At 46.6% G+C, this 25,115-nt stretch carries 20 protein-coding genes; 14 read left to right on the forward strand and 6 right to left on the reverse strand.

Annotated features, from left to right (window positions below):
* Positions 1 to 115 precede the first annotated feature (115 nt).
* Entirely contained in the window at positions 116 to 1,408 is a 1,293-nt protein-coding gene (locus I5M27_RS14235) for an aminopeptidase P N-terminal domain-containing protein (RefSeq protein ID WP_200506984.1), read from the reverse strand.
* Between the two features lie 113 nt (positions 1,409 to 1,521).
* Positions 1,522 to 2,550: a glycosyltransferase family 9 protein gene (locus I5M27_RS14240; protein WP_200506985.1), complete on the reverse strand. Its 1,029-nt coding sequence runs from the start codon at positions 2,548 to 2,550 to the stop codon at positions 1,522 to 1,524.
* 608 nt (positions 2,551 to 3,158) lie between these two features.
* On the opposite strand from I5M27_RS14240, the gene I5M27_RS14245 reads away from it, so the two are divergent.
* The 4 genes from I5M27_RS14245 (at position 3,159) to I5M27_RS14260 (ending at position 8,694) form a co-directional block, all read left to right on the forward strand.
* The gene (locus tag I5M27_RS14245; protein ID WP_200506986.1) at positions 3,159 to 4,397 is read left to right on the forward strand and encodes a M16 family metallopeptidase; all 1,239 of its coding nucleotides are present in this window, start codon (positions 3,159 to 3,161) and stop codon (positions 4,395 to 4,397) included.
* A gap of 119 nt (positions 4,398 to 4,516) precedes the next feature.
* Positions 4,517 to 5,161, forward strand: a complete 645-nt coding sequence (locus tag I5M27_RS14250) for an O-methyltransferase (RefSeq protein ID WP_200506987.1) — start codon at positions 4,517 to 4,519, stop codon at positions 5,159 to 5,161.
* A 143-nt stretch (positions 5,162 to 5,304) separates the two neighbouring features.
* Positions 5,305 to 5,442 (forward strand): hypothetical protein, encoded by a 138-nt coding sequence (locus I5M27_RS14255; protein WP_200506988.1) that lies wholly within the window; start codon positions 5,305 to 5,307, stop codon positions 5,440 to 5,442.
* An 867-nt stretch (positions 5,443 to 6,309) separates the two neighbouring features.
* Entirely contained in the window at positions 6,310 to 8,694 is a 2,385-nt protein-coding gene (locus tag I5M27_RS14260) for a LysM peptidoglycan-binding domain-containing protein (protein WP_200506989.1), read from the forward strand.
* A gap of 111 nt (positions 8,695 to 8,805) precedes the next feature.
* Here I5M27_RS14260 and I5M27_RS14265 read toward each other — a convergent pair whose 3' ends face one another.
* Positions 8,806 to 10,143: an MFS transporter gene (locus I5M27_RS14265; protein ID WP_200506990.1), complete on the reverse strand. Its 1,338-nt coding sequence runs from the start codon at positions 10,141 to 10,143 to the stop codon at positions 8,806 to 8,808.
* Between the two features lie 301 nt (positions 10,144 to 10,444).
* On the opposite strand from I5M27_RS14265, the gene I5M27_RS14270 reads away from it, so the two are divergent.
* The 10 genes from I5M27_RS14270 to I5M27_RS14315 all read left to right on the forward strand — a co-directional run bounded on the left by I5M27_RS14270 (position 10,445) and on the right by I5M27_RS14315 (position 21,720).
* Positions 10,445 to 10,711, forward strand: a complete 267-nt coding sequence (locus I5M27_RS14270; RefSeq protein ID WP_200506991.1) for a TFIIB-type zinc ribbon-containing protein — start codon at positions 10,445 to 10,447, stop codon at positions 10,709 to 10,711.
* 477 nt (positions 10,712 to 11,188) lie between these two features.
* On the forward strand, positions 11,189 to 14,824 hold the full coding sequence (gene dnaE / locus I5M27_RS14275) for a DNA polymerase III subunit alpha (protein WP_200506992.1): 3,636 nt from the start codon (positions 11,189 to 11,191) through the stop codon (positions 14,822 to 14,824).
* Between the two features lie 132 nt (positions 14,825 to 14,956).
* Positions 14,957 to 15,631, forward strand: a complete 675-nt coding sequence (locus I5M27_RS14280; protein ID WP_200506993.1) for an outer membrane beta-barrel protein — start codon at positions 14,957 to 14,959, stop codon at positions 15,629 to 15,631.
* 345 nt (positions 15,632 to 15,976) lie between these two features.
* Positions 15,977 to 16,765 carry an alpha/beta hydrolase gene (locus tag I5M27_RS14285; RefSeq protein WP_200506994.1) on the forward strand — a complete coding sequence of 263 codons (789 nt, stop codon included), beginning with the start codon at positions 15,977 to 15,979 and terminating at the stop codon, positions 16,763 to 16,765.
* Between the two features lie 75 nt (positions 16,766 to 16,840).
* A complete protein-coding gene (locus tag I5M27_RS14290) occupies positions 16,841 to 17,839 on the forward strand; it encodes an alpha/beta hydrolase (protein WP_200506995.1) in 999 nt (332 codons plus the stop codon).
* Positions 17,840 to 17,994: 155 nt separating this feature from the next.
* Entirely contained in the window at positions 17,995 to 18,528 is a 534-nt protein-coding gene (locus I5M27_RS14295) for a GNAT family N-acetyltransferase (protein WP_200506996.1), read from the forward strand.
* A 69-nt stretch (positions 18,529 to 18,597) separates the two neighbouring features.
* Positions 18,598 to 18,987 carry a CZB domain-containing protein gene (locus tag I5M27_RS14300; protein ID WP_200506997.1) on the forward strand — a complete coding sequence of 130 codons (390 nt, stop codon included), beginning with the start codon at positions 18,598 to 18,600 and terminating at the stop codon, positions 18,985 to 18,987.
* A gap of 594 nt (positions 18,988 to 19,581) precedes the next feature.
* Entirely contained in the window at positions 19,582 to 20,487 is a 906-nt protein-coding gene (locus I5M27_RS14305; protein WP_200506998.1) for a hypothetical protein, read from the forward strand.
* 272 nt (positions 20,488 to 20,759) lie between these two features.
* Complete coding sequence (gene trxA, locus I5M27_RS14310; RefSeq protein WP_200506999.1) at positions 20,760 to 21,089, forward strand: thioredoxin; 330 nt, start codon at positions 20,760 to 20,762, stop codon at positions 21,087 to 21,089.
* Positions 21,090 to 21,249: 160 nt separating this feature from the next.
* Entirely contained in the window at positions 21,250 to 21,720 is a 471-nt protein-coding gene (locus I5M27_RS14315; RefSeq protein ID WP_200507000.1) for a DUF1569 domain-containing protein, read from the forward strand.
* Between the two features lie 195 nt (positions 21,721 to 21,915).
* Here I5M27_RS14315 and I5M27_RS14320 read toward each other — a convergent pair whose 3' ends face one another.
* The 3 genes from I5M27_RS14320 to I5M27_RS14330 form a co-directional block, all read right to left on the reverse strand.
* A complete protein-coding gene (locus I5M27_RS14320; protein WP_200507001.1) occupies positions 21,916 to 22,830 on the reverse strand; it encodes an Omp28-related outer membrane protein in 915 nt (304 codons plus the stop codon).
* 11 nt (positions 22,831 to 22,841) lie between these two features.
* On the reverse strand, positions 22,842 to 24,485 hold the full coding sequence (locus I5M27_RS14325) for a DUF6029 family protein (RefSeq protein WP_200507002.1): 1,644 nt from the start codon (positions 24,483 to 24,485) through the stop codon (positions 22,842 to 22,844).
* A gap of 99 nt (positions 24,486 to 24,584) precedes the next feature.
* Positions 24,585 to 25,106, reverse strand: coding sequence for a TlpA family protein disulfide reductase (locus I5M27_RS14330; RefSeq protein ID WP_200507003.1), 522 nt, complete (start codon positions 25,104 to 25,106; stop codon positions 24,585 to 24,587).
* Positions 25,107 to 25,115 lie beyond the last annotated feature (9 nt).

Below are 25,115 nucleotides of genomic sequence, written 5' to 3' on the forward strand. Positions count from 1 at the left end.
CCTTCCAGGTTTAGCCCGCAAAAACGCTAGGCAAAACGCTACTAAAACACATAAAAAAAGTCGCTGCTGAAAATGAATGCAGCAGCGACTTTTTTGTTATAAAACGATAGCGTTTTTATTTCTCGGCCATCAGGCGCTCGATGTCTTCGATTTCCAGCGGAATATTTTTCATCAAGTCCTGCGCACCGTTTTTGGTGATCAGGAAATCGTTTTCCAGGCGAATGCCCAGACCTTCTTCGCGAATGTAAATGCCCGGTTCGCAGGTAAACACCATGCCTTCTTCAAACGGACGGAATTTGCTGCCTACGTCGTGCACATCCAGGCCTAAGAAATGCGAAGTGCCGTGCATGAAATATTGCTTGAAAAGTGGTTTTTCCGGGTCCTGATTTTTTACGTCCTGCTCATTGAGCAAGCCGAGTTTTATCAGTTCATTTTCCATTACCGTGCCTACAAATTTGTGGTACTGGTCTAAGGTATTTCCCACCACGAGCATGTTGCTGGCCACTTTCATTACGTGTAGCACAGCGTTATAAACGTCTTTCTGGCGCGGCGTGAATTTGCCATTCACCGGCACCGAACGCGAAAGATCGGAAGCGTAGTTGGCGTATTCAGCGCCGAAATCCATCAGGATCACGTCACCGTCTTTGCATTCCTGGTCGTTGTCTACGTAGTGCAGAATACAGGCATTGGCGCCGGATGCGATAATCGAACCATAAGCCGGCCCGCGGGAACGGTTGCGCAGGAATTCGTGGTAAAGCTCGGCTTCGATTTCGTACTCCATCACGCCCGGTTTAATGAACTTCAGCAAACGGCGGAAGGCTTTTTCGGTGATGTTGCAGGCTTTCTGGATCTGGGCAATTTCGTACGGCGATTTGATGGCGCGGAGGTTGTGCATGATGGGGGCCGAACGCTGGTACTGGTGCAGCGGATAATGCTCTTTACACCATTTCACGAAACGGGCATCGCGGGTTTCTACCTCGATTACGGCGCGTAAATGTTCGTTTGTATTCAGGTACACATTTTCCACTTCGGCCATCAGCGAGTTCAGCACCGATTTAAATTCGTGGGTCCAGAAAACGGTTTGAATGCCGGAAACTTCGCGGGCCTGTTCTTTGGTGAATTTGTAGCCTTCCCAGGTTAAGATCAGGTCGCTGGTTTCGCGCACGAAGAGAATTTCTTTCAGTCGGGCATCTTTCGATTCCGGGAAAAGAAGCAAAATGCTTTCTTCCTGGTCTACGCCGCTTAAATAGAAAAGGTCGTTATTCTGGCGGAAAGCCATGGTGCCATCGGCGTTGGTCGGCATTACGTCGTTGGAATGAAAAACGGCCAGCGAGCAAGGCTTCAGCTGTTTTACAAAGTTGGCCCGGTTCTGCACGAACAGTTCCGAATTGATCTGCGAATATTTCATTGTATATTTTTTAATGACGCGGTACTTGAAAAATGCACCGCCCTAAAGATTCTGCTTTCTGAACGAAAAGTAGCACTAAATATTGAGATAAGCGAATTTTTAAGCCCGAAACCCTAGCGTTTTCCGTTCGCTTTTTCGGCCAAAGCTTGTTCCAGCACGGCCAGCAATTGTTCGTTTTTTATGGTAAGCGCGCACTTAAAATGCCCCTGCGGACAAGCCATATACCCGTGCAAACCGCAAGGCCGGCAAGGCAGATCCACTTCGGTTTCCACGATCCGGGAAAAATCAGAAAGCGGCCCGAAACCAAACGACGGCACCGTGGAACAATAAACCGCCGCCACCGGCGCGTTGGTAGAAGAAGCCAGATGCATCGGTCCGGAATCGTTCACGTAGCTCAGAACCGCATCCTGTTGCAAAGCCGCCGACTGCAACAAACTCAGTTTCCCGCACAGGTTTTCGGCATTCATTCTCCCGGAAGTTTGCAAGATTCTATCGCAAAGCTCTTTATCGCTGGGCGCGCCAAGTAGATAAACTTTCAGATCAGCCGGAACCGTTTTCAAAAGCTCCACCCATTTTTCTTCGGGATATTGCTTGGTGAACCAGATAGAAGACGGCGCTACGCAGATATAAGGCTGTGTTTTATAAACCGCAACTTTCTCAAAATCTGCCTGGCTGGGGTAAAGTTTTGGTTTGGCAGCTTCCGGTCCGGTGAGGTGTTCGATCAGCTTCTGGTTGCGTTCGGTTTCGTGCAATCCGTTAGAAACCGAATGTGGAACAGCGCGGCTGAAGAATCTGGAAAACGGGTTTTTATCGAAACCCACGGTTTGTCTGCCGCCGGAAAGCGCAGTTAGTAAACCCGTGGCCCCGAAACGTTGCAGATTGATCACCAGGTCGTATTTTTCTTTCCGGATTTCGCGCAGCAAGCGGTAAAGGTCTTTGAATTTGCCCTGCTTTTTATCCCAGATGTAAAGGTGATTCAGGTACGGGTGGTTTTGCAGCAGCGAATCGTTGCCTTTGCGAAGCAGAAAATCGAGTTGCGCCTGCGGAAAGGTTTCGTACAGTTTTTCGAGCAAAGCCGTTGCCAGCACCACGTCGCCCAGAAAAGCCGTCTGGATTATTAATATTTTTTGCGGGGCGTTCATTGTGGGGTAAAATTACGAAATTAAAATGGTGGTTTGGGGTTGGGGAGTTTTTTAGATGGAAAGCATAACGTTTTATTCGGTCATCTCGACGTCAGGAGAGATCTCATCGGGCTGGTTAAATGTTGACTAATGAGTTTCTATGCTTGAAAGGATACCGTTTTTATAGCTTACTTCTTTTTTTAATTACAAGCATTTTACTTTCAATGAAGCTTTTTCCCTCAAGCCGGGTGGCTTCGTTTCTGCGTTCGCGGCTGCAACCCTTCCTACCCTAGCGGGCTGCCTGTGGCACCGGAAGTCTTGGAGGCCGCTCTCACAGAAACTGGTATCACTTCCCTCAGTAGCTTGCTTCTTTTTTAGTTTAGCTTCCTTCAGACCTTGATTTTCAGGTTACGCTGCGCTGGCGATAGGCGTGAAATTGATAATCCTGGAAATCGTGTTCAGAAAAAAATCCTTAAATCCCTGAATCCTATAAATCCTAATTCAGACAAATATTCATTCCTGTCTGCTTTAGCTGACGGTGCTCGTGCCGAATAAAAGCTCCCCCTCCAACCCACCAACCATCCGGCAGAAAATGCGTATCTTTGTGGTTTAATTGCAGAAAGATTTTAATGTTGGAATTTCAAATTCATACGCTGCCCAACGGCATCCGTATTCTCCATAAACAAGTTTTACACACCAAAATTGCGCATAGCGGTTTCACGTTCGATATCGGTTCGCGCGATGAAAATGATGCGCAGCTGGGCCTGGCGCATTTCTGGGAGCACATGGCTTTTAAAGGCACCGAAAAGCGCAAAGCCTTCCATATCCTGAACCGCCTGGAAAGCGTGGGCGGCGAACTGAATGCCTATACTACCAAAGAAAAGATCTGTTTTTACGCCTCGGTATTAGATGCGCATTTCGAAAAAGCCTTTGAATTGCTGGCCGATATTTCCTTTCATTCCATTTTTCCGGAAAAGGAAATCGAGAAAGAACGTGGCGTAATTCTGGAAGAAATGGCCATGTACCTGGATACGCCCGAAGACGCCATTGTCGATGAATTCGATTCGGTAATTTTCAAAAACCACGCCCTGGGAAACAATATTTTAGGCACCACACAAAGCGTTGCTGGTTTTCAGAAAGCTGACTTTCTGAACTTCATTCAAAACAATTACAGCACTGACCGCCTGGTTTTTGCTTCGGTAAGCAATCTGCCTTTCGCGAAAGTGGTGCGGCTGGCCGAAAAATATTTAAGCCAGATTCCGGCGCGGGTTTTGGAGCGCAAAAGGATACCGTTTTTAGCTTATCAACCGCAAAGTATCCGCATCGAAAAACCGATAAACCAGGCGCACTGCATCATTGGCGCGCCGGCTTATGCACTTTCCGACGCCAAAAGGATACCGTTTTTCATGCTCTCGAACCTGATCGGCGGGCCGGGAATGAACTCGCGTTTGAATCTGGCGGTGCGCGAAAAATATGGCCTGGTTTATTCCATCGATGCTTCGTATACGGCCTACATCGATACCGGCTTGTTCAATATTTATTTCGGAACGGAGAAAAAACAACTCAAGCGCACTACTGACCTGGTATTGAAAGAGCTGAAAAAACTCCGCGAAATTCCGCTAACCGAAAACCAGCTGCACAACACCAAAGCGCAGCTCATGGGGCAACTCGCCATGGCCGAAGAAAGCAATATCGGTTACATGATGATGATGGGAAAAAGCATCCTGGACCTGAATAAGATCGATTCCCTGAATGAAATTTTCGACCAGATCAAACATACCACCGCCGACCAACTGCAGGAAATTGCCAACGAAATTCTGGCTGAAGACAAGCTGAGTTTTTTGAATTACGTGCCGGAAACGAAATGATTTGAAGATTTGAAAATTTGGAGATTTGAAGATGGTTCTACGTCGCTCAATTTCCTTCCTGGTTATCAAGATTCTTTTGTAAATTCATTTTCAAATCTTCAAATTTTCAAATTGTAAAAATGGAATTCATAGACGAAGACTTAAACCAATACTGCGAAGACCACACCACCCCGGAAACCGAAGTATTGAAAAAGCTGAACCGCGAAACGCACGCCAACGTGATGATGCCGCGTATGCTCTCCGGCCACATTCAGGGTAGAACGCTGGCTATGTTCTCGCAGATGATCAAGCCTGAGAATATTCTGGAAATTGGCACTTACACCGGTTATTCGGGCATTTCTTTAGCTGATGGTTTAACGGAAAATGGCACCCTTCACACCATCGATATCAACGATGAGCTGGAAGACATGGTGCGCAAATATTTCGCGGAAGCCGGCATTGCCGATAAAGTAAAATACCACTTAGGCAACGCTATAGATATTATCCCAACGCTGGACGTGACCTTCGATCTGGTTTTCATTGATGCCGATAAAATTAACTACAGCAACTATTTCGATCTGGTAATTGATAAAGTACGCCCGGGCGGTTTCATCATTGCCGATAACGTGCTCTGGAGCGGCAAAGTGCTGGAAAAATTCCGCAAAAAACTCGACAAAGACACCGAAGCGCTCTTAGAGTTTAACCAGAAAGTGCAAAACGACGACCGCGTAGAGAACGTGCTGCTACCGATCCGCGATGGTTTATTGGTGATCCGGAAAAAGTAAACCGCCAGAACGCTATTTTCAGGATTCAAACATTTCCAGAACAATTGTCTGAACGGTGTTTCTTTTGATTTTAATTATTTCTGTGGTTTTCGTGACAATGTAGGGACAGGTCAAGCCCAGTCCCTACATTATCTGATCAATTTTTGTCTGAACACGATTTTAAGGATTTCTGGGATTGGCAGGATTTTCATTTGTCTGAATCAGAATTTACAGAAACGAAGTTCGGCGTAGCCAATTTAGAATTTCCGGAATTTTCCGAATTGACCAATTACCCCACCTAAATAGCTAAAAACTGGGGAGGACTTTTGATCAAATAATGTGATCAACTACCCCAACCCCTCCTTCTTAAGGGTGGAGTTTTTCCTACCCTGGATTAGATTTTCTGCCATCACGATATCGCCAGCGCAGTGTAACCTGAAAACCAAGGTCTGAAGAAAACTAAACTAAAAAGAAAGCTGACTACGGAGGAAAACAGACACCAGTTTCTGTGAGAGCGGCCTCCAAGCTTACCGGTGGCTTTAGCCAGCCCGGTAGGGCAGGTAAGGTTGCAGCCGCGAACGCAGAAATCGGAGATTCAGCGTAGCTAAACGAAGCCGCCCGGCTTGAGGGGGGAAAGCTTCATTGAAAGTTATATGCTATGAGTTGAAAGTTAAAAATTTGCTATGAAAACGGTATCCTTTCAAGCATAAAAACTCATTAGTCAACATTTAACCAGCCCGATGAGATCTCTCCTGACGTCGAGATGACAAAATAAAACGCTATGGATTAAGGCTGAAAAACTCCCTGCAACCTCTATAGAACCTGAAATCAGCGATCTAAAACTCACTTCAAAACTCCAGGGCCAAAAATCTGTAAATATTCCAAAAAGACGATATTTACAAGAAAGCTTCGGCTGCAAACAAGCTCCTGCTAACTTCTTAACCTGCTGAAATTTGCCTTAAACCGTCTCTATGAAGGCTTTAAGGGCATTTGTGGAAAACGTGTAGATAAATTGTAGAGAAGTAATTTGCTTCAAAATTCTGAATCAGGCTTAAATTCCCCTATTTTGTCAACATGCACCAGATTCCGCAGGAAAGCCGGGGCATTAATTGCTGTTTCAGCGCGCTAAAAAGCCTGAGCCAGCGTTCACGTTTATATACTATGCAGCTATGAAAAAGTATCTGGTTATTCTTATCAGCCTGGTGGTAACTTCGGTTAAAGGCCAGCAAATTCTGGTGCCTGATAATGTATATTTCGCCGATATTCACCTAAGCATTGATAAAAGCGCCCGCGAAAAAATTCAGCAAAACGTGGATGCGCTGCTGAAAAACAAGATCTATTTCCAGCAGAAAGTAGACCGCGCCGATACGTATTTCCCAATTATCGAGCGCGTTTTCCGTGAAGCCGGCCTGCCCGACGATTTTAAATACCTCGCCATTCAGGAAAGCGGCCTGGTGCCCGATGCCATTTCTACGAGCAAAGCCGAAGGTTTCTGGCAGTTCAAAAAAGAAACGGCCCTGGATTTTGGCCTGGCCGTAAACCCAAACATAGACGAACGCCGCCACATTCTGGAAGCATCGCGCGGTGCGGCTAAATATTTTATCCAGAGCAACGCCTACTATAAAAACTGGATCAATGCGCTGGTTTCGTATTACATGGGCTTTACCGGCGCCAAAGCTTATGCCCGCCCCGGCGATATGGGCAGCAAAGACATGCGCATTACCGACCAGACGCACATATACTTTCTGACGTTTTTAGCCCATAAAATTGCCTTCGAAAATGCCGTTGGTAAAAATCCGGCCCCTACCATTACGCTGCGGGAATTGCGCGCTACGCCGGGCTTAAGCTTAGGCGAAATTGCCCTGGCCAACCAGACCGACCCCGTAGAACTGGAAAAATACAACCGCTGGTTACTCGGCGGCACCGTTCCGGCCGGCAAAGAATATACCGTTTTCATTCCGGTTACCGGCGCCACAGCATCTACCGTGGCCGTAGCGGCTACCCCTTCCGACCTGGTTGCACCGGTTATTGTAAACAAAACCATTACGCAGGCCACCCTGAAGCCGAAATTCTCGAAAATGAACGGCCTGAAAGTGATCGTGGCGCAAGCCGGCGACACCAAAGACAAACTGGCTTTGCAGGCAGGCATGAGCACCAAAAAATTCCTGAAACTGAACGACATGTACAGCTTCGAGGAAATTGTACCTGGTCAGGTTTATTACACGCAAAAGAAACATACCCGCGGCAACGTAAAAATGCACGTATCGCAGGCAGGCGAAACTTTAGCCGGCATTTCGCAGCAGTATGGTATGCGCCTGAAAAGCATTCTGAGCAAGAACCGCATGAAAAAAGGCGAAGCGCTGGTAGCCGGCCGCGTGCTTTGGCTGCAGGAAACCCGCCCGGCTAACATTGCCCCGGAATACCGCCGCATTGAGCAAAAAGAAATCCAGAAAACGCCGCAACCCTTAACGCCTTCTACGCCGGTACAGATCACCCATAAAATTTCTGCGGAACAGACTGAGCCATTTGCCGGCACGAATTCTAAAAACGGTTCTTCCACTTTAGTAACCATTAAAGAAACTGCCTCCAATACTTTTCATAAGGCCGGCGCAGTGCTGAACGTACCGGAAAAACAGCCGGAAGTAGCCCAGGTTGGCGGCAGCGTATTCGAAGAAACCCTTGACCTGAATCCGGCACCGAAAGTTGTAAAAACGGAAATGCCGGCTAAAACTACTGCCTCAGAAACGGCTTACCACAACGATCTGGACGAAGAAGTGAGCGCCGCCAACGAAACCGCTGCCGATATAGTGGCCGAAACTGGTTCTGTGCAGGCATCTGTTCCGGAAACGCAACCCGTAACCGAATTAAAAACCGCAGCTGTAATGCAGCCGGCAGAGGCCCCAAAGACTGATTTGGTTGCAGAAAAGAACGCAGTATTGTATCCGAAAACGGTAGCCAAATCAACCGAAAAAGTAGCCTTATCAGAACCGGTTGCCCGAACTGAAGAAAATACAAAAACGCTTGCTTCCGCAGAAAAGACCACGGTTTTGGTTACTGAACCCGCGCCTGTAAAAGCTGCACCGAAAGTTGTTTTAAAAGATCCAGTTACGGCCCCGGCGCCCAAAACGGTATCGGTTCCGGACAAAAAAGTAGAGAAAGCCGTTGCGCAAACCAAGCCGGCTACGCACAAAGTTGCCAAAGGCGAAACGCTTTACAGCATTTCCAAAAAGTACAACGCTACTCCTTCCGACCTCAAATATTGGAACGACATGGGCGAGAAACCGCTTTCCATTGGGCAGGAATTGAAAGTTACCGGCGAAAAACAAGTAGCCATGCCGGTGCTTACCGTAACCGGGCCCGATAAACCGGTAGCCGAAGGAACGATAGTGAATATTACCCACCGCGTAGGCGAAGGCGAAAGCATGTACCAGATCTCGCGCAAATACGGTGTAAGCATCAAGGAAATTATGGAATGGAACAACAAAAACGATTTCAATGTAAGCGCCGGCGATGAACTGCTGATCCGTTCGCGCCCGGGCAGCAGCCGGAATTAGATTCCCATTAGAAATTTAAAAATAGAAATGGCTGGTGTAATTACCGGCCATTTCTATTTTGTCAGAACCACCCTGTAGGGCCTCTCTACAACCGTTCTGGTAAATCTCCTCTTACTGATCTTCCGGTGGCGTGGTCATGGCCGAAGCGGCCTGTAAACCGGTGGCCACCTGCGGAATAATGCCCAGACGTTCGTAGATCGGTTTTACCAGAAGGCGCATTTTAGGCAATTGAACGGCAAACGGAATAATGGCTGCCAGACACAGAATCCCACAGATCAGAAGCGTATAATTTACGCCCACCAGATCGGCCAAAGCGCCGGCCAGTAAACTACCAAACGGTGCCATTCCCAGGAACGCCATCGAATAAAAACTCATCACCCGCCCGCGTTTATCGTCGTCTACAATGGTTTGCAGAATGGTATTGCTGCTGGCCATTTGCACGATCATGCCAAAACCGGTGAACAACATGCAAAACAGCGAAAGCGCCATGATCCGGGAAAAAGAAAACGCGATCAGCCCTGCGCCCAGCAAAACCGTAGCCCGGATAATGATGTTTCCTAAACCTAATACTGAGCTTCGTTGCGCCAGAAACAATGCCCCCGTTAACGCCCCGATGCCTGATGCGCCCATTAGAAAGCCCATGGTGTTGGCGCTGCCGTGCAGCACATCGCGGGCAAAAACCGGCATGAGAACCGTAAGCGGCATGGCAAACAAACTGATGGAAGCAATAAGCAAAATGATACTTCTGATCGGCGGAAAACCAAACGCGTAGGTAAATCCTTCTTTCAGACTCTGGAGAACCGGCAATTGCTTTTTCTCCGAAATTACCGGCGTGGTTTTAATGGCCAGCAATGAACCCAGGACGGCAATGTAACTCACCGCATTTCCCAGAAAACAGATCCCCTCGCCTACCGCCGCAATTACCAAACCTGCCACCGACGGACCAATTAACCGCGCCAAATTGAACATGGAAGAATTCAGCGCAATCGCGTTGCTGATATCTTTGCGGTCGTCGATTAATTCAATTACAAAGGATTGCCGCGCTGAAATATCGAAGGCGTTGATGATGCCCATGAAAACGCTCAGGAAAATAATGAGCGGCACGGTGATCAGATTGGTTAAAACCAAAGCCGCCAGCGTGGAAGCTTGAATTAACGATAAGGTTTGCGTAGCCAGCAAAATGCGGTGTTTATTCCTTCTATCGGAAACCACGCCGGCAAATGGCCCCAGTAAAAACGATGGGATCTGGCTCGCAAAACCCAAAATACCCAACAGAAAAACCGAATCGGTCAGCCGGTACACGAGCCAGCTCAACGCTACTTGTTGCATCCAGGTGCCGATGAGCGAAACGCCCTGGCCCATAAAAAACAAGCGGTAATTCCTATATTTCAAAGCCCGGAACATCGCGCTTATTTTCGATTCCGGGGCGGGGGTGCTAAGGTCTGGCATTGGGGTGAATTGTGAAACAACTTTCCTGTACGAAATTCTGCAGGTTTGGTAGCTAGGAGTTTTACAGGGAAAAAGGATAGCGTTTTTTGTCCGAATTGGGATTTTTGGGATTTATGTAATTTTCAGGATCTCTTTTTGCCTGGCAAGTTTTGGGGAAAGAAAAAACGTAAATGCGAAGGCGGCAACATACGGAAAGCGCCTTTGCATCGTTCAATTAAATTCAGGACGTAAATTTAAACTGTATCTTTATATCCTTTCGACCTGAATATCCTTAAACCCACCACTTAACCAAAACAAACTTATGAAATGCCCTTCCTGCAACGAAACGCTGTTAATGAGCGAAAAAAACGGAGTTGAAATCGATTACTGCCCGAAATGCCGCGGCATCTGGCTGGACCGGGGCGAATTGGAAAAGATCATGGAACGCTCCGGCGAACATTATTCCAAAAAAGAAAACTACGACAATGACTACAAACGCTACGGTTATGGCGATCAAAATAAAGGCCAATATGGTCAACATCCGCACAAAAAGAAGAAATCGTTTTTAGATGATTTCTTTGATTTTTAGGCGAAAAGTCTAGCGTTTTTGCAGCGCCGTTCCTTTTCAGGAACGGCGTTTTTTGTTAAATAATCTTGAGTAAAAATTTGGTTTACAATGAAAATTAGAGTGAGCTTTCAAGTATTCAACCTTAGAAACCTTTACTCCGAACCCTTCAATTAAAATTGCTGTTCTTCACAAACAAATCGAGTCTTTACCATTTCCGAAACCGCCCGATTTTGCGTAATTTTAAGGTTCAGAAATGCTGGAAGCCCGCCAAAACCTAACCGTTTAAACGCTATGGTTTTAGCCCGAAAAAGTAAACCAACGTCATCCCGAGCCGTGCGAGGGAACTAACGTGTACCGAACCCGCAAGGAATTTATCGCTCAGTCGCTCTAAATTCCCTAGCAGTACGCATTAGTTTCTTCGACAAGCTCAGAATGACCAAAACGAGTAGTTTTTCCCGCAATTCTTAATTATTAATTGTTAATTATTAATTACCCAACGTGCCAGATTTCAGCCACCTTCATTGCCATACCCAGTATTCCCTCCTCGACGGCCAGGCCAGCATTGGCGCGCTGATGAAAAAAGCGCAGGCCGACGGTATGAAAGCCGTTGCAATGACCGACCACGGCAATATGTTCGGGGCCTTCAACTTCGTGGCCGAAGCCAATAAATACAACGTAAAGCCAATTGTAGGTTGCGAATTTTACCTTGTTTCCGACCGCCATCAGAAGATATTTACCAAAGAGCAGAAAGACGTGCGGCACCACCAGTTGCTGCTCGCCAAAGACCAGGAAGGTTACCAGAACCTGGCCAAGCTATGCTCCATGAGCTATATTGAAGGTTTGTATTCCAAATGGCCACGCATTGATAAAGAACTGTTGCAGCAATATTCCAAAGGTTTAATTGCTACCAGCTGCTGCATTGGGGCGGAAGTGCCGCAGGCCATTCTCTGGAAAAGCGAAGAAGAAGCCGAGGCAATTTTCAAGTGGTGGCTAGACCTGTTCGGCGAAGATTATTACATCGAAATTCAGCGCCATGGTTTGCAGAATATTGATGGTACCGGCAAAAGCCAGGAAGACATAAACCAGGTTTTGCTGAAGTGGAGCAAGAAATACAACGTGCCGGTTATTGCCACCAACGATTCGCATTACGTGGACCAGCAGGACTGGAACGCACACGACATTCTGCTGTGCGTGAACACCGGGGAGAACGTGAGCGTGCCGGTCGGCGATTTCCAGACCAAATATTTCCGCTGCCTTACCAACGACAACCAGGTAATTTACGACCACCTCGACAACATCGAGAACAAATATTCGCGCGACGAAAACGTGCGCCGGGAGCTGTACCGCATTCAGGAAGAAATGCAGAAACCGCGTCCGCAATCGCGTTTCGGTTTCCCCAACGACCAGTTCTTTTTCAAGACCCAGGCCGAAATGAACGAGCTGTTCAAAGACGTGCCGCAGGCGATCGATTACACAAACGAAATTGTAGATAAAATTACTCCGCCCAAACTAAAGCGCGACATTTTACTACCCAACTTCCCGCTTCCGCCGGAACATCCAACCGCCGATGCATTTCTCCGTCACTTAACCTTCGAAGGGGCCAAGAAGCGCTACGGCGAAATTACGCCCGAAATCGAAGAACGCCTCGATTACGAGTTGCGCATCATCGAGACCATGGGCTTTGCCGGCTACTTCCTGATTACCCAGGATTTCATCAATAAAGGCCGCGACATGGGCGTGATGGTAGGTCCGGGCCGGGGTTCAGCGGCGGGTTCGGCGGCGGCTTATTGCATCGGCATCACCAACATCGACCCGATCAAGTACTCCCTCCTGTTCGAGCGTTTCCTGAATCCGGAACGGGTTTCCATGCCCGATATTGATATCGACTTCGACGACGTGAACCGGCAGAAGGTGATCGATTACGTGGTAGATAAATACGGCAAAACGCAGGTAGCGCAAATTATTACCTTCGGTACCATGGCGGCCAAATCCTCCATTAAAGACGTGGCCCGAAGCATTGAATTGCCGCTGAACGAAGCAAACGAACTGGCTAAACTGGTACCGGATGCACCGGGCACGACTCTAGCCAAAGCTTTCGCTGAAGTACCAGAACTGCAAACCATTCGTGGAGGCAACGACCTGAGAGCCAAAGTTCTACAATTAGCAGAACGCCTGGAAGGCTCCGTACGGAACACGGGTATTCACGCGGCGGGGGTAATCATTGCGCCCGACGACATCACCAAGTACATCCCGGTTTCCACGTCCAAAGATTCCGACCTGCTGGTTACGCAGTTCGACGGCAAGGTAATTGAAAGTGCCGGCATGTTGAAGATGGACTTTCTGGGGCTGAAAACCCTGACCATCATCAAAGATGCCATGGCGCTCATTAAGAAATTGCACAACGTAGACATCGACATCGACGAAATTCCGATGGACGATCTGAAAACCTACGAACTTTACCAGCGCGGCGAAACCATCGGTACGTTCCAGTTCGAGTCCGAAGGAATGCGCATGTACCTGAAAGATCTTCAGCCAACCAACATTGAAGACTTGATCGCGATGAACGCCCTTTACCGGCCGGGTCCGATGCAGTTCATTCCGAACTTCATTAACCGGAAGCACGGCCGCGAAGAAGTGGAATACCCGCACGACCTCCTCGAACCGATCCTGAATTATTCTCAGGGCATTATGGTGTACCAGGAGCAGATCATGCAGACGGCCCAGATCCTGGCCGGTTACTCGCTCGGCGGCGCCGACTTACTCCGCCGCGCGATGGGTAAGAAGGACATGAAAAAGATGGCCGAGGAACGCGAAAAGTTCATCAAAGGGGCCGGCGAGATTCATAAAATTCCTGCCAAGAAAGCTTCCGAAGTTTTCGACGTGATGGAGAAATTTGCCCAGTACGGCTTCAACCGTTCGCACTCGGCCGCTTACTCCGTGGTGGCCTACCAGACCGGTTACCTGAAAGCGCATTACCCGGCCGAATACATGGCGGCGGTGCTTACCAACAACATGAACGACATCAAGAAGGTGACGTTCTTTATTGAGGAAGCCCGCAAGCAGGGCGTTCAGGTATTGGGTCCGGACGTAAACGAATCGGATTTCAAATTCAACGTGAACGCGGAAGGCCAGATCCGTTTTGGTTTGGGTGCCGTGAAAGGTACCGGCGAAGCAGCCGTAGAAGCCATTCTTAGCGAACGCGAAAAAAACGGCAACTACAAAGATATTTTCGATTTTGCGAAGCGCGTGAATTTGCGGGCTGTGAATAAGAAAACCTTCGAAAGCGTGGCCCAAGCCGGCGGCTTCGACTCGTTCGAGAAATACCACCGCGCGCAATACATAGACATAGCCGAAGGCGAAAGCATAAACTTAATTGAAAAAGCTGTTCGTTTCGGTAACCAGTACCAGGCCGAATTAGGCGCTGCCCAGCAATCGCTGTTTGGGGGCGGAACGGTAGAAATGCCGCTACCGCGCGTACCCGATATGCCGGAATGGAGCCAGAACGAAAAGCTGCGCCGCGAAAAAGAAGTGGTTGGTTTCTATATGTCCGGCCACCCATTAGACCAGTTCCAGCTTGAAATTGATTCCTATTGCACTTGCGGCGTAGACCGGATTGAAGAGTTCAAGAACCGCGACATTTCGGTAGCCGGCATGATCTCCAACGTACAAATTCGTACTGCGGCAAAATCGGGTAATCCGTTCGCGCTATTTAACCTCGAAGATTACGATGCTACCTTGCCGATGGCTTTGTTCGGGGAAGATTACCTGAAATATGCGTCGTACCTGCGGGAAGGAATGTACGTGTTTATTAGAGGCAAAGTAACCCTGCGATACAAAACCGAAGACCAGTGGGAACTGAAACCAACCAGCATCCAGCTGCTCGGCGACATCACCGAAAAAATGGCCAACGGCGTGCGATTGGATATGGATATTCGCCTGGTAACTTCCGAAGCGATTGATCGGATAGAAATGGCCCTGCAAGCTTGTCCGGGACAGAAGAAATTTGAATTGCAGTTAACTTCGCCGGAGGAAAGACTGGCGGTAGAATTGTTTTCGCGAAAGTATAGAATTGAGCCGAAAGCGTTTATCCAGCATTTAAAAGGTAGTGAGTTGGGGAGTTATAAGTTGATCTAGAAAAAAGGCCTTCCGGATGGAAGGCCTTCTCTTTTACTGGGAGGTTTTCTTATTTCCTCATTTCATGCAAGTCTTTGTATTAAATTAATTAACTTTTATTAGGTTTACTTAACATTAGGATCAGTTTATTACATGAAAAAAATACTTGCTTCTTTATTCTTAGCCTTTGCATCTTTTTCCGGATTTAGCCAAGAAATCAATTCTGAAAATCAATTTAAAATCAATATTGGGGTAGCAACACCTTTAGGGAAATTTGGCGAAACCGATATGAAAAGATCCGGTTCAGGTTTTGCTACAACAGGTTTATTTTTAGATGCTGGATTTACCAAATTTGTAAATAAGAATTTTGGTGTTGGCATTGATATAATCCACATTTCAAACAACATAGATGAAGATGCTTTTTTAATGGAAGCAAGAAAACTGGATCAGGGAATTAATTCGGTTAGCACTACCTCCTGGCAATCTTTAATGAGTTTAATTACGCTAACATACAGATATCAAATTGAAGGTTCTCATTTACATCCATTTATAAAAGTAAGCGGTGGTCTGGCTCATTCTACTGCTCCTAAAATTACTTATGAAAATTTATATTTTGGTCAGAGTGTTAGGCAAGACGCAAATGGCACCAGTACTGCCCTTGGGATAGGCGCAGGTTTTCAGTACCGATTCAATAATTTATCTTTAGGTTTAGAATCAAATTATATTTATACCAAACCAGAATTCAAACTGCTAACGGTACCTTTCAAACAAACAATGAACACCTTAAATTCTAGTATTTCGGTGTCATATATTTGGGGAAGAAACTAACTTTTTCTGCGGTATTTCCGCCGTTGTTGGTGTTTCCACCAACAATTCACATTCTTTGCTCTTGCAATTAGCTTCTTAAATTCGAGAAAGTGATACTGCTACAGTTCATAGCAGACTGTATAAAGTTGTTGGTGAAAACACCAACAATGGTAGTAAAACGCTAGGTAAAAGCGCATAAAAAGTTGCTTATCCAATTCTCATCGTTCAGTTGCAGACTTCTGACCTTATCTTTAAACAATTCCCAATCTTGTTTGTATTACTTCGGTTAGTATAATTACGAACAGCTAAATTTATTTGCTGCCAGTTTTTATACCTTTTCCCATACCGTTTTAAACAAGCAACCTTATGAAAGCCAGCGAAGCTAAAAACGTAGTATTTGTAACCGGCGCCTTTGTATCGCATCATTGCTGGGACGAATGGCAGACCTATTTCCAGAGTAAAGGATACAACACTGTTGCGCCCCCCTGGCCGTTTAAAGATGCCGATACAGCCGAAGAACTGCGCAACCGGCAGCCCAACGACACAGATCTCGCCCATTTAACCTTAGATGAGGTGGTAGATTCATATATTAAAGTGGTGAAAAGTTTCCCGGAAAAACCCATTGTAATCGGGCATTCGCTGGGAGGCTTAATTACCCAGATAATTTTAAACCGCGATCTGGCCGTAGCAGCTGTTGCAATTCATTCCATTCCGCCGCTGGGCGTTTTCCCGTACGAATTTTCGTTTCTGAAAGCCGGCTGGAAATCGCTGGGATTGTTTACCTCAACCGACAAAACCTACCTGATGTCGTTTGAAGATTGGCAATATGCCTTTGTAAACGAAATGCCGTTGGAAGAACAAAAAGCTGCTTATGAAAAATATACCATTCCGGAATCCAAGACCGTAGCCCGGGGCGGATTAACGCACGCTGCCGAAATAGATTTTGATAAACCGCACGCCCCTTTACTTTTAACTTCCGGCAGCCTCGATACCATCACCCCGGTTCATTTAAACAAGCGCATTTATGAACGGTATCCTAAAAACGGATCGGTGGTAGATTACAAGGAATTTGAAGGCCGCAATCACTTTGTTTTAGGCCAGCCAACCTGGAAAGAAGATGCCGATTATATCCTGGATTGGATCAGCAAACACTAACTTTCTGCCTGAGTTTTTACCCTTAAAAGCATAGCGTTTTTACCGGAAGCATTCTAATTTCATAAAGCTAAAACCATGGAAAGCAATACCATTTCGAACGAAATAATAGTACAGGATTGGGCTACTGATCCAAACTTAAGCCAGGAAACAAAAGCATTTTTAAAAGGCCTGAACACGGGTGGCCCCGGTCTGGAAACCATGGCGCCGGAAGATGCCCGCAAAGTTCTGGAAGGTGCTCAGGCCGGTGTGGAAGTAGATCTTTCGGGCATTGAGGTTACCGAAAAAGACATTCAAACCGAAGGCTTCAACATAAAACTATTCGTAGTGCGGCCGGAAGGAGAAAAAGGAACGTTGCCAGTTTTTATGTTTGTGCACGGCGGCGGCTGGGTTCTTGGTGATTTTCCAACGCATAAACGCATGGTCCGCGATCTGGTAGTACTTTCGGGTTGCGCCAGCGTGTTTGTGGAATATACCCGCACGCCCGATGCCAAATATCCGCAGGCCATAAACGAGATCTTTGCGGCCACGAAATGGGTAGCCGAAAACGGGAAAGAAATAAACGTTGATGGCAAAAACATGGCTATTGTGGGCAACAGCGTGGGCGGCAACATGAGCACTGTTACCGCCATGAAAGCCAAAGACAACAATGGTCCGGAAATAAAATTGCAGATCCTGATGTGGCCCATTGTGGATGCTGGTTTCAATACGGAATCTTACCAGAAATTTGGGGCCGATCGTTTCCTGACCACGCCTTTAATGAAATGGATGTACGATATGTATGCGACGAAGGAAGAACGCAAAGAACGCTACAATGCGCCCTTACAGGCTACGGTAGAACAATTAAAAGGCATGCCGCCAACTTTAATTCAGGTAGCCGAAAACGATATTCTGCGCGATGAAGGCGAAGCGTACGGCCGGAAACTCGATGAAGCCGGGATAAAAGTTACCTGCGTGCGGTACAACGGCATGATCCACGATTTCGGGTTACTGAACGGGCTGGCTACGTTGCCGCAAACCCGGTCATTGTTCATTCAGGCAGCCGCCGAGCTCAAAAAATATTTAAAAGCTGAATAACAAAATTGCTAACGTTTGCCATTAGCTTTTCTACTTTTGCAGGAGTTTTCGCCAATAAAGGTAGAAAAGCTAATAGTCTATTCCTGATCGGGAAATTGAAACTATTGTTAAATTCAGATCTTCTTTCCATTTTGAGCAACCAACAGCACACATAAATGGAAATCGAAACCTACCACACCAGCCGGTTACAACTCCGAAAATTTACGCCGGAGGTTTACAAGCACATTTTCAGCAATTATTCAGAACCGGAAATTAAGGCAATTATCGGTTTGGAGGGCGAAGAACAGTATCAAACTTTGCTCAAAAAGCATGAAGGCGGCATGGCTTCTTATAACCGCTCGCTGGTGTTTTTCCAGTTGGTAGAACCTATCTCAAAAACCGTAATTGGTGGCTGCGGATTGCATAACTGGTTTCCCGATCACCGGCGGGCAGAATTGGGTTATTCCATTGATAAGGAAGAATTCAAGAAACAGGGTTTTATGAAGGAAGCCGTAGCGTTTGTTTTAAATTATGGCTTTACCCAAATGAACCTGCACCGGATAGAGGCCCTGGTAAGTCCAAATAATATACCCTCGTTAAAACTGGTACGTCATTTCGGGTTTCAGGAAGAAGGCCGGATGCATGAGCATTATTTTGTTAACGGCAAATTCGACGATTCCCTGGTTTTCGGGCTGCTTAGGCAAAACTAGCCGGCTTAAAATTAACGTTATTTTTCCGTACCTTTACGGCAGCTTCCTTTTCCCGGAAACTCTTAAAATATGGCCGCATCGTCGCTTTCCTCGGAAGACCGTCTAAAATTAAAGCACGAATTCGAATCAGCTACCGTAAAGCACATCTTATTCAAATCTAAGGTTAAATCGTATTTATATGGTTCTTCAATAGATCTGGAACCAATTGTTAATTTCCGGGTATGCAGCTTTGGGCAGTGGATCTACGATAGAGGCATGCCGCTCTTCGGGCAAATGCCGGAAATGCGCGAGCTTGAAAAAGTACACAAAGAGATCCACGACTTTGCTTCTTACCTGGTAAAGCTGAAGCAGGAAAACCAAACCGAAGAAGCCTTAGATCAGCTTCCGAAGCTGGAAATGTTAGCCAATGGTATTTTTGAACTTCTGAAGAAAGTGCAGGAAAAAGCCGGTTTAGCTTAAATTTCCTTTTGCCCGGATCTACACCAGGAAGTCAGCCTGCCTTCGTTTAATTGCCAAATCCGGAAAACTTTGCACAAACAAAGGAAATTTTGGTAGAAACAACACCAACGCATAAAACCACCGCTGATCAACCCGATGCCCATACCATACAGGTTTAAAAGGGTATGGTTTCCAAGTGAAAAACTCAACATTTTTGACCGGCAGCATATTTGACCGTCTGACGAATGTAGCCCCAATTCAACTCACCCTCGCGAAAGGCTCCCGGAATAATGTAAAATCAGTAAGCCCGTATCTGCACCTTAAAATAGACCTTTCGCTATATAGTACATCCTAAGAGTCGCAAATACCGAGCTCTTTCAGCTGAATCACATAAGTTCTCAAAATCTTTCAAGCTAGAATTTTGCATGTTTTAAACAAAGAGTCGCTCAAATCACGTTAACATCAACAACAATATAACTATTCTACTAAATGATTTATATCACCTTTTTATCTTCATATCAAAGTCTTAATTTTGTGCCATAATAAAAGCAAGAGTTGAATTCTTTAAATATTTTTTACAACTCTTAACAAGCAACTACCAATCTCTCTCACAAAATGCACTTCATTTCTTTCAATTTCAACAAAAATAGCACAGGTACGCTTTTACCAACCATTTTCAGCACTTTAATAATAGTAGTTTTAACTATTTCTACCAGCTCTGCAACAAGTTATAAATCCATTGCAAACGGCAGATGGCTAGAATCTAATGTGTGGCGAAATAACAGAATCGCTCCTGAAGGCATTCATAAACAAGACACGATTTTTATCAATCACCGCATCAATGCCAACAATTTAACCATTACTAATGGCGGGACAGTAATTATTGTCGGCGAATTATCTGCCCAGAGCATTACGCTGAACGGCGCCGATTCTAAAATTGTAATGGAAAAAGGTGCAATTCTGAACGCTGCCCGGATTGAAGGCAATAGTCAGAATATTATATATAAAGACATTACTCCGCTGCCGGTTACCCTGGTAACCTTTAAACTGCAGGCAGCACCGGCCTACCGCCACAATAATACCTTATTCTGGCAAACCGCTTCGGAATTAAATAACGATTATTTCAGCGTAGAGAAAAGCGCTGACGGCAAAGTATTTTCCGAAGCCGGCCGCGTAAAAGGCAAAAACCTGCCCAATGGCGCTTCTTATACTTTCGAAGACCAGCAAGTGGCCAGCCGGACCTACTACCGCCTGAAGCAAGTGGATTTTGACGGAAAAGCGACCTACTCCCCCATTATTGTAGCTACAGCCCAGCAAAAACCTTCAATAATTGGGCGTAAGGTGGTTTTCGGCAACAGCTTCAGCGGCCAGTTACGGGTGCTAACCCTGGCAGGCCAGGAGGTAAGATCGCTGCAACTGCACCAGGCGCAGGCTTATGAAATGCCACAAGAACTTCGGGGTATGTATATGCTGATTCTCGAATCCGGGAATGCGGCTACTAGCCAACGCATCGCGCTTTAACGCGTTCCACTCCAATAATTTTACTTACTTAAACCCCGGCCGCAACATATCTTCGGGCCGGGGTTTTCATTTCCGGATATTCCTCTTACCATCCATTTTCATTAAATTTCGAACGGCTTGTTCCGTAGCAGAACCTGGCCGGCAAGAAAGGCCAGGTTTCCGGCCACATTGGCAGTAAAATGGCTTTGGCCGTTTTTTTGCCAACGTTCTACCGGTAATCCGTATAAAGTCGTATTATTGTAAATCATTCATTCATTATAAAAATCCTCGTTATGGGAAATAAAGCAATTGAAATTACCGACGCGAACTTCGATGAGATCATCAATTCCGATAAGCCTGTTTTAGTTGACTTCTGGGCAGAATGGTGCGGACCTTGCCGCATGGTTGGCCCGGTAGTAGAAGAACTTGCCGGCGAATACGAAGGTAAAGCCATTATTGGTAAAGTAGACGTAGATGCCAACCCGCAGACTTCTGCCAAATTTGGTATCCGTAGCATTCCTACCCTGCTGGTTTTCAAAAACGGCCAGGTGGTAGACAAGCAAGTTGGCGCCGTGCCGAAAAACGTACTGGCTCAGAAACTTGATGCACAGGTAACTGCCTAATAAAACGCTATCGTTTTTAACTCAAAAAGTCTCCCGGAAATGTTTTCGGGAGACTTTTTTATTTTCCGGAAACCGGTTAAAAACGGTATCTTAAACGGCACAAAAAGTCATAAACACCAAACCTGGGTCAATCTTATTTCAAACTTTAGAACTTAAAACCATGGAAAATACCCAAGCTTCAACCTCGGCTTTCGATCTGAAAACGGTACCTTTTTTACTCGAAAAACTCACCGAAGAAACCAAGCCGCACTGGGGAAAAATGAGCGCCCAGCACATGCTCGAACACCTGGGCAATACACTCGTAATTGTGCGAAGCAAACAGGAGCTTCCTACCATTACGCCCGAAGACCAACTACCTGCTTACCACAAATTTTTAATGAGCGACAAACCTTTTGCCCGCGATATTCCAAACCAGTTCATCGGCTCTGCACCACCGGCTTTGCGCTTCGAAAACCTGGAAACGGCTAAAACCAAAGTGCTCGCCGCGCTCGAAAGTTTCCATAAATTCTTTGCCGAAAACCCGGAAGCCAGACCCGTGCATCCTTTTTTTGGCAAACTGAATCATGAAGAATGGCTGCAATTTCAGCGCAAGCATTTTCAGCACCATTTCACGCAGTTTGGGTTGATCTAAGCAGCAAATCTGAACCCGAAGATCCGCCGAAGTTGAACGCTTTAAAACCGTTAGCTAAAGCAGGCGGCAAGGAAAGCAAACGATCAAATCAGAAACGCTATGGTTTCGGGTTAAAAAAGTATTCCGGAACCAACAATAAAAAAGCCGCAACAGAAAAATCTGCGGCGGCTTTTTAGTTGAATCAGGTTGAAAATTTTAATGCAAATGCACTTCTTCTACCTGTACTATTTCATCGGTAGCTTCTTCGTAAATAAACGCAACCACGGAGCATTTTTCCTTTCTCCAGGCCGGATCCAGCGTTGTGGTAAAATACGCATGCGTAATATCGTCAGCTTTCGGGTTTTCCTTGTTTAAGCTTCCTAAGTCGCCATTCAACACTTTTCGCATGGCGTGCGCATGCACATATTTCGCTACATCGCCCACCGGGTAAGCCGGATCTCCTCCGGCTGTTGCGCCGTAATTTTTCTGGTAGCTTACAATGCTGTCTTCCGTAATGGCTACGATCAGCGAATATTTACCAGATTTGTTTGTCAGGTATTTAGAACGCACTTTAATATCCAGCTTGCGGCTTTCAGGTTGATACAACGTAGTAAGGTTCATAGAGATCTGGGGAGTCTTAAGCATTTCTGCCGCAATGGCAGCAGACCAGGCGGCCACCCCCAGTACGGCCGAATTAGCCCCGTTCTTTACCCGGTTTACCATTCCGTTCGGGTTAGAAATAAAACCAAAACTTTCAAACCACTCTTCCCCTTCCGGCGTGGTAAAATTGGTGGTATAAGGCGCTTTATCGAATCTGGCAAAGTAATTAGCGTGCACGGCCATAACCACCAAGCGGTCGCCGTGCAAGGCTTTCTGGTTTTTGGCCATTACCGCTGCCCCGGGGCAATTGCCGCAGGTATGGCCGGTATAATCTTCAAGTAAAACTTTCTTCGTAGGTGTTACCGGACCGTTAATAGAATCCTGCGCAGCTTCGGCCGAATCTAAAGCCAGCGTAGTGCTGAGCGCAGGTTTGGTGATCGGGGCAGGCAAGGGATTTTCGATTACATCGCAGGCCGAAAACAGGGCTGTGCCCAAGCCTAAAATTCCAATATAAAACGCTATGCTTTTCATGTTAAAAACTCTTAAAAACTGCTGGTAATAGAAACTAACAAACCATTGGAAGCCGGCACGTTACGACAAACGCCGCCCACGCACACAATACCCGCGCGCTGGCGCCCGTAAGTAGCCGAAATGCGGCTCGTATTGCGGTTATACCCCACGGTTCCGGTCATGTAATGAATGCGCTGGTCAGTTTCTTTATTGCCGTAGTTATACTGGTCCAGCACGGCTACGAACCAATTAGGCGCTACCGTGTATTCCACCAAAGCCATGCCCCAGCTGCCATGATCGTCTTTGGTAAGCAGGGTTTGCAATTCCGTCCGGACTGAATGCGTGGAATTGAATTTGTAGGTTACATCGGCTACAGCCATGTTGGCGCGCACGTTGCCTTTGCCCACCAAACCCTGCACCACATCTATGTTGTAGTAAAAATTAAGGTAGGTAAGCGTGGCTTTTAATTTGGAATTGAATTTCTTTTGCAGCTCCACGTTAAAATCGCTGAAATACCGTTCGTCGCCGAATTTAAAAAAGTCGGAATCGTAGATCCGGCGTTTGGTGGTTTCGTCGTTCAGGGAATCTTTTTCAATGCTTTTTACGGTCGAGAAATTCACTGCAATGTTGGTTCCGTATTTTCCGCCCAGCGGCGAATCTCTTTTGAAATTATAACTCACTTCGGCCTGGTAACTCATTTCGCCCAGCGGCTGCGTGGCATAAGGGTAAATAGAAGCCGGTAAATTATAGGTATGCTGCTTGGTAAGCGGCGGCAGGAAATTCATTTGTAAAACAGTGCCGGTCGCATTTCTATCCGAACGAAAATCCATGTTGTCTACCCGCTTGGCTCCCGCCGAAATACCTAAACCCATTTGCGAATAACTGGCCGTTAAAAGCAAAGCCTGCCCCGGCCGGTAATTGAAATTATTAACCGCCGAGGGGTCGTTGGCTTTATAAGCATATTCGCCGTACAGGTTCACATTGCCCTTGCTGATATTTATGCGGGCGGCCCCGGCTCCCACGTTTTCCGGTAAATTGAAATCCGGGTTATCGTCGGCCTGGTACTTGCTCACAAAACTACCGCCCAGGGTAATGTTGGTGTTCAGAGTAGAAAATTTATCGCTTAATTCATTTATAGAAATTTCCGCATCCGCCCCGCGCACAATGCCTTCGCCGAGTTCAAAAAAAGCGCGCTGCTTGCCAATTACGCCTTTCAGCCGCACGCCGCGCACCGGCATATATTTCACCCGGATACCGTCCATGGCGTTGTCTAGACCCAACCCGCGTTCTTCGTAAGCCCGGAAAATAAGACCACTGCCAAATTGTTCGTAATAATTGCCGGCCGTGATCTCGAAATTATCTTTCTGAAAAGAAGCGTAGCGGTACGGAATCCCGGAGCCTTCGTAACGGCGGTCGAAACCTTGCAGCGGATTGAGGTAATTTTCGTAACGCGCGCCGGCGCTGAAATTGCCGGCCGTAAAAATAAAATTGGCAAACCCGTTCGATAAAAGGCGTTCTTTTACTTCAGGCGCGCCAATGGCTTTATCTTCTTTATAATACTGGGCATCGAGCTGAAAATCGCCGTGGATCTGGGCATCCTGTAAAAGCTGGGCCTGGCTGAAGCGCGGCAAAAGAAATGCGCCGGCCAGCAGACCTAAAAATGCAATACGTTTCAAAATAAGTAAAACTATAAAATACCGATGAAATTTAAAGTGCTGTAAAAACCGAAATGCCACCAGAACGGTAGCATTTCAGCCTTAAAAACGCTGGATAGATTAGTGGCTTATGGCTTCGCCGGCCGAAACTTTTTTCACCAGTTCGAACAAGCGTTTTTCGTCGCCTTCGGCGTAAGCGTTATGCTGCCACACAATTTCGCCGTTGCCGTTCAGCAGAAACGTATGCGGCACGTTGTTTACATTCAATGCGCGTTTCAGGTCCTGGTTCTGGTCTAAATACACGTCGTAGGTCCAGGCTTTGCCGTTTACGAGCGGGCCCACTTTGGCCGCGTTCCGCACATCGTCAATAGAAACCGCTACCAGTTTCACGCCGGTTTCCTTTTGCCAGTCTTCATACACATCCGAAATATTGATCAGCTCGGTAATACAAGGTTTGCACCACGTAGCCCAGAAACTGATGATAACCGGTTTGCCGTTATTGCTTAACTGCGAAGTATTAAAAACTTTGCCGTCGAGGGTTTTAACGTCTACCGCAGGCAGTTTGCGCGTTTTTTCGGTGTTTTGGGCCTGGGCCGCAAAAAACAGCAAACTCAGACAAAGGCTAACAACTACTTTTTTCATGATAAAGGA

The sequence above is a fragment of the Adhaeribacter terrigena genome (assembly GCF_016623615.1).
GTDB classification, from domain to species: domain Bacteria; phylum Bacteroidota; class Bacteroidia; order Cytophagales; family Hymenobacteraceae; genus Adhaeribacter_A; species Adhaeribacter_A terrigena.

Coding starts and splice junctions, on each gene's coding strand:
- I5M27_RS14315 (WP_200507000.1), top strand. CDS start 21,250: ATGGAAAATACCCAAGCTTCAACCTCGGCTTTCGATCTGAAAACGGTA.
- I5M27_RS14240 (WP_200506985.1), bottom strand. CDS start 2,550: ATGAACGCCCCGCAAAAAATATTAATAATCCAGACGGCTTTTCTGGGC.
- I5M27_RS14330 (WP_200507003.1), bottom strand. CDS start 25,106: ATGAAAAAAGTAGTTGTTAGCCTTTGTCTGAGTTTGCTGTTTTTTGCG.
- I5M27_RS14235 (WP_200506984.1), bottom strand. CDS start 1,408: ATGAAATATTCGCAGATCAATTCGGAACTGTTCGTGCAGAACCGGGCC.
- I5M27_RS14265 (WP_200506990.1), bottom strand. CDS start 10,143: ATGCCAGACCTTAGCACCCCCGCCCCGGAATCGAAAATAAGCGCGATG.
- I5M27_RS14270 (WP_200506991.1), top strand. CDS start 10,445: ATGAAATGCCCTTCCTGCAACGAAACGCTGTTAATGAGCGAAAAAAAC.
- I5M27_RS14260 (WP_200506989.1), top strand. CDS start 6,310: ATGAAAAAGTATCTGGTTATTCTTATCAGCCTGGTGGTAACTTCGGTT.
- I5M27_RS14285 (WP_200506994.1), top strand. CDS start 15,977: ATGAAAGCCAGCGAAGCTAAAAACGTAGTATTTGTAACCGGCGCCTTT.
- I5M27_RS14250 (WP_200506987.1), top strand. CDS start 4,517: ATGGAATTCATAGACGAAGACTTAAACCAATACTGCGAAGACCACACC.
- trxA (WP_200506999.1), top strand. CDS start 20,760: ATGGGAAATAAAGCAATTGAAATTACCGACGCGAACTTCGATGAGATC.
- I5M27_RS14320 (WP_200507001.1), bottom strand. CDS start 22,830: ATGAAAAGCATAGCGTTTTATATTGGAATTTTAGGCTTGGGCACAGCC.
- I5M27_RS14300 (WP_200506997.1), top strand. CDS start 18,598: ATGGCCGCATCGTCGCTTTCCTCGGAAGACCGTCTAAAATTAAAGCAC.
- I5M27_RS14305 (WP_200506998.1), top strand. CDS start 19,582: ATGCACTTCATTTCTTTCAATTTCAACAAAAATAGCACAGGTACGCTT.
- I5M27_RS14290 (WP_200506995.1), top strand. CDS start 16,841: ATGGAAAGCAATACCATTTCGAACGAAATAATAGTACAGGATTGGGCT.
- I5M27_RS14280 (WP_200506993.1), top strand. CDS start 14,957: ATGAAAAAAATACTTGCTTCTTTATTCTTAGCCTTTGCATCTTTTTCC.
- I5M27_RS14295 (WP_200506996.1), top strand. CDS start 17,995: ATGGAAATCGAAACCTACCACACCAGCCGGTTACAACTCCGAAAATTT.
- I5M27_RS14245 (WP_200506986.1), top strand. CDS start 3,159: ATGTTGGAATTTCAAATTCATACGCTGCCCAACGGCATCCGTATTCTC.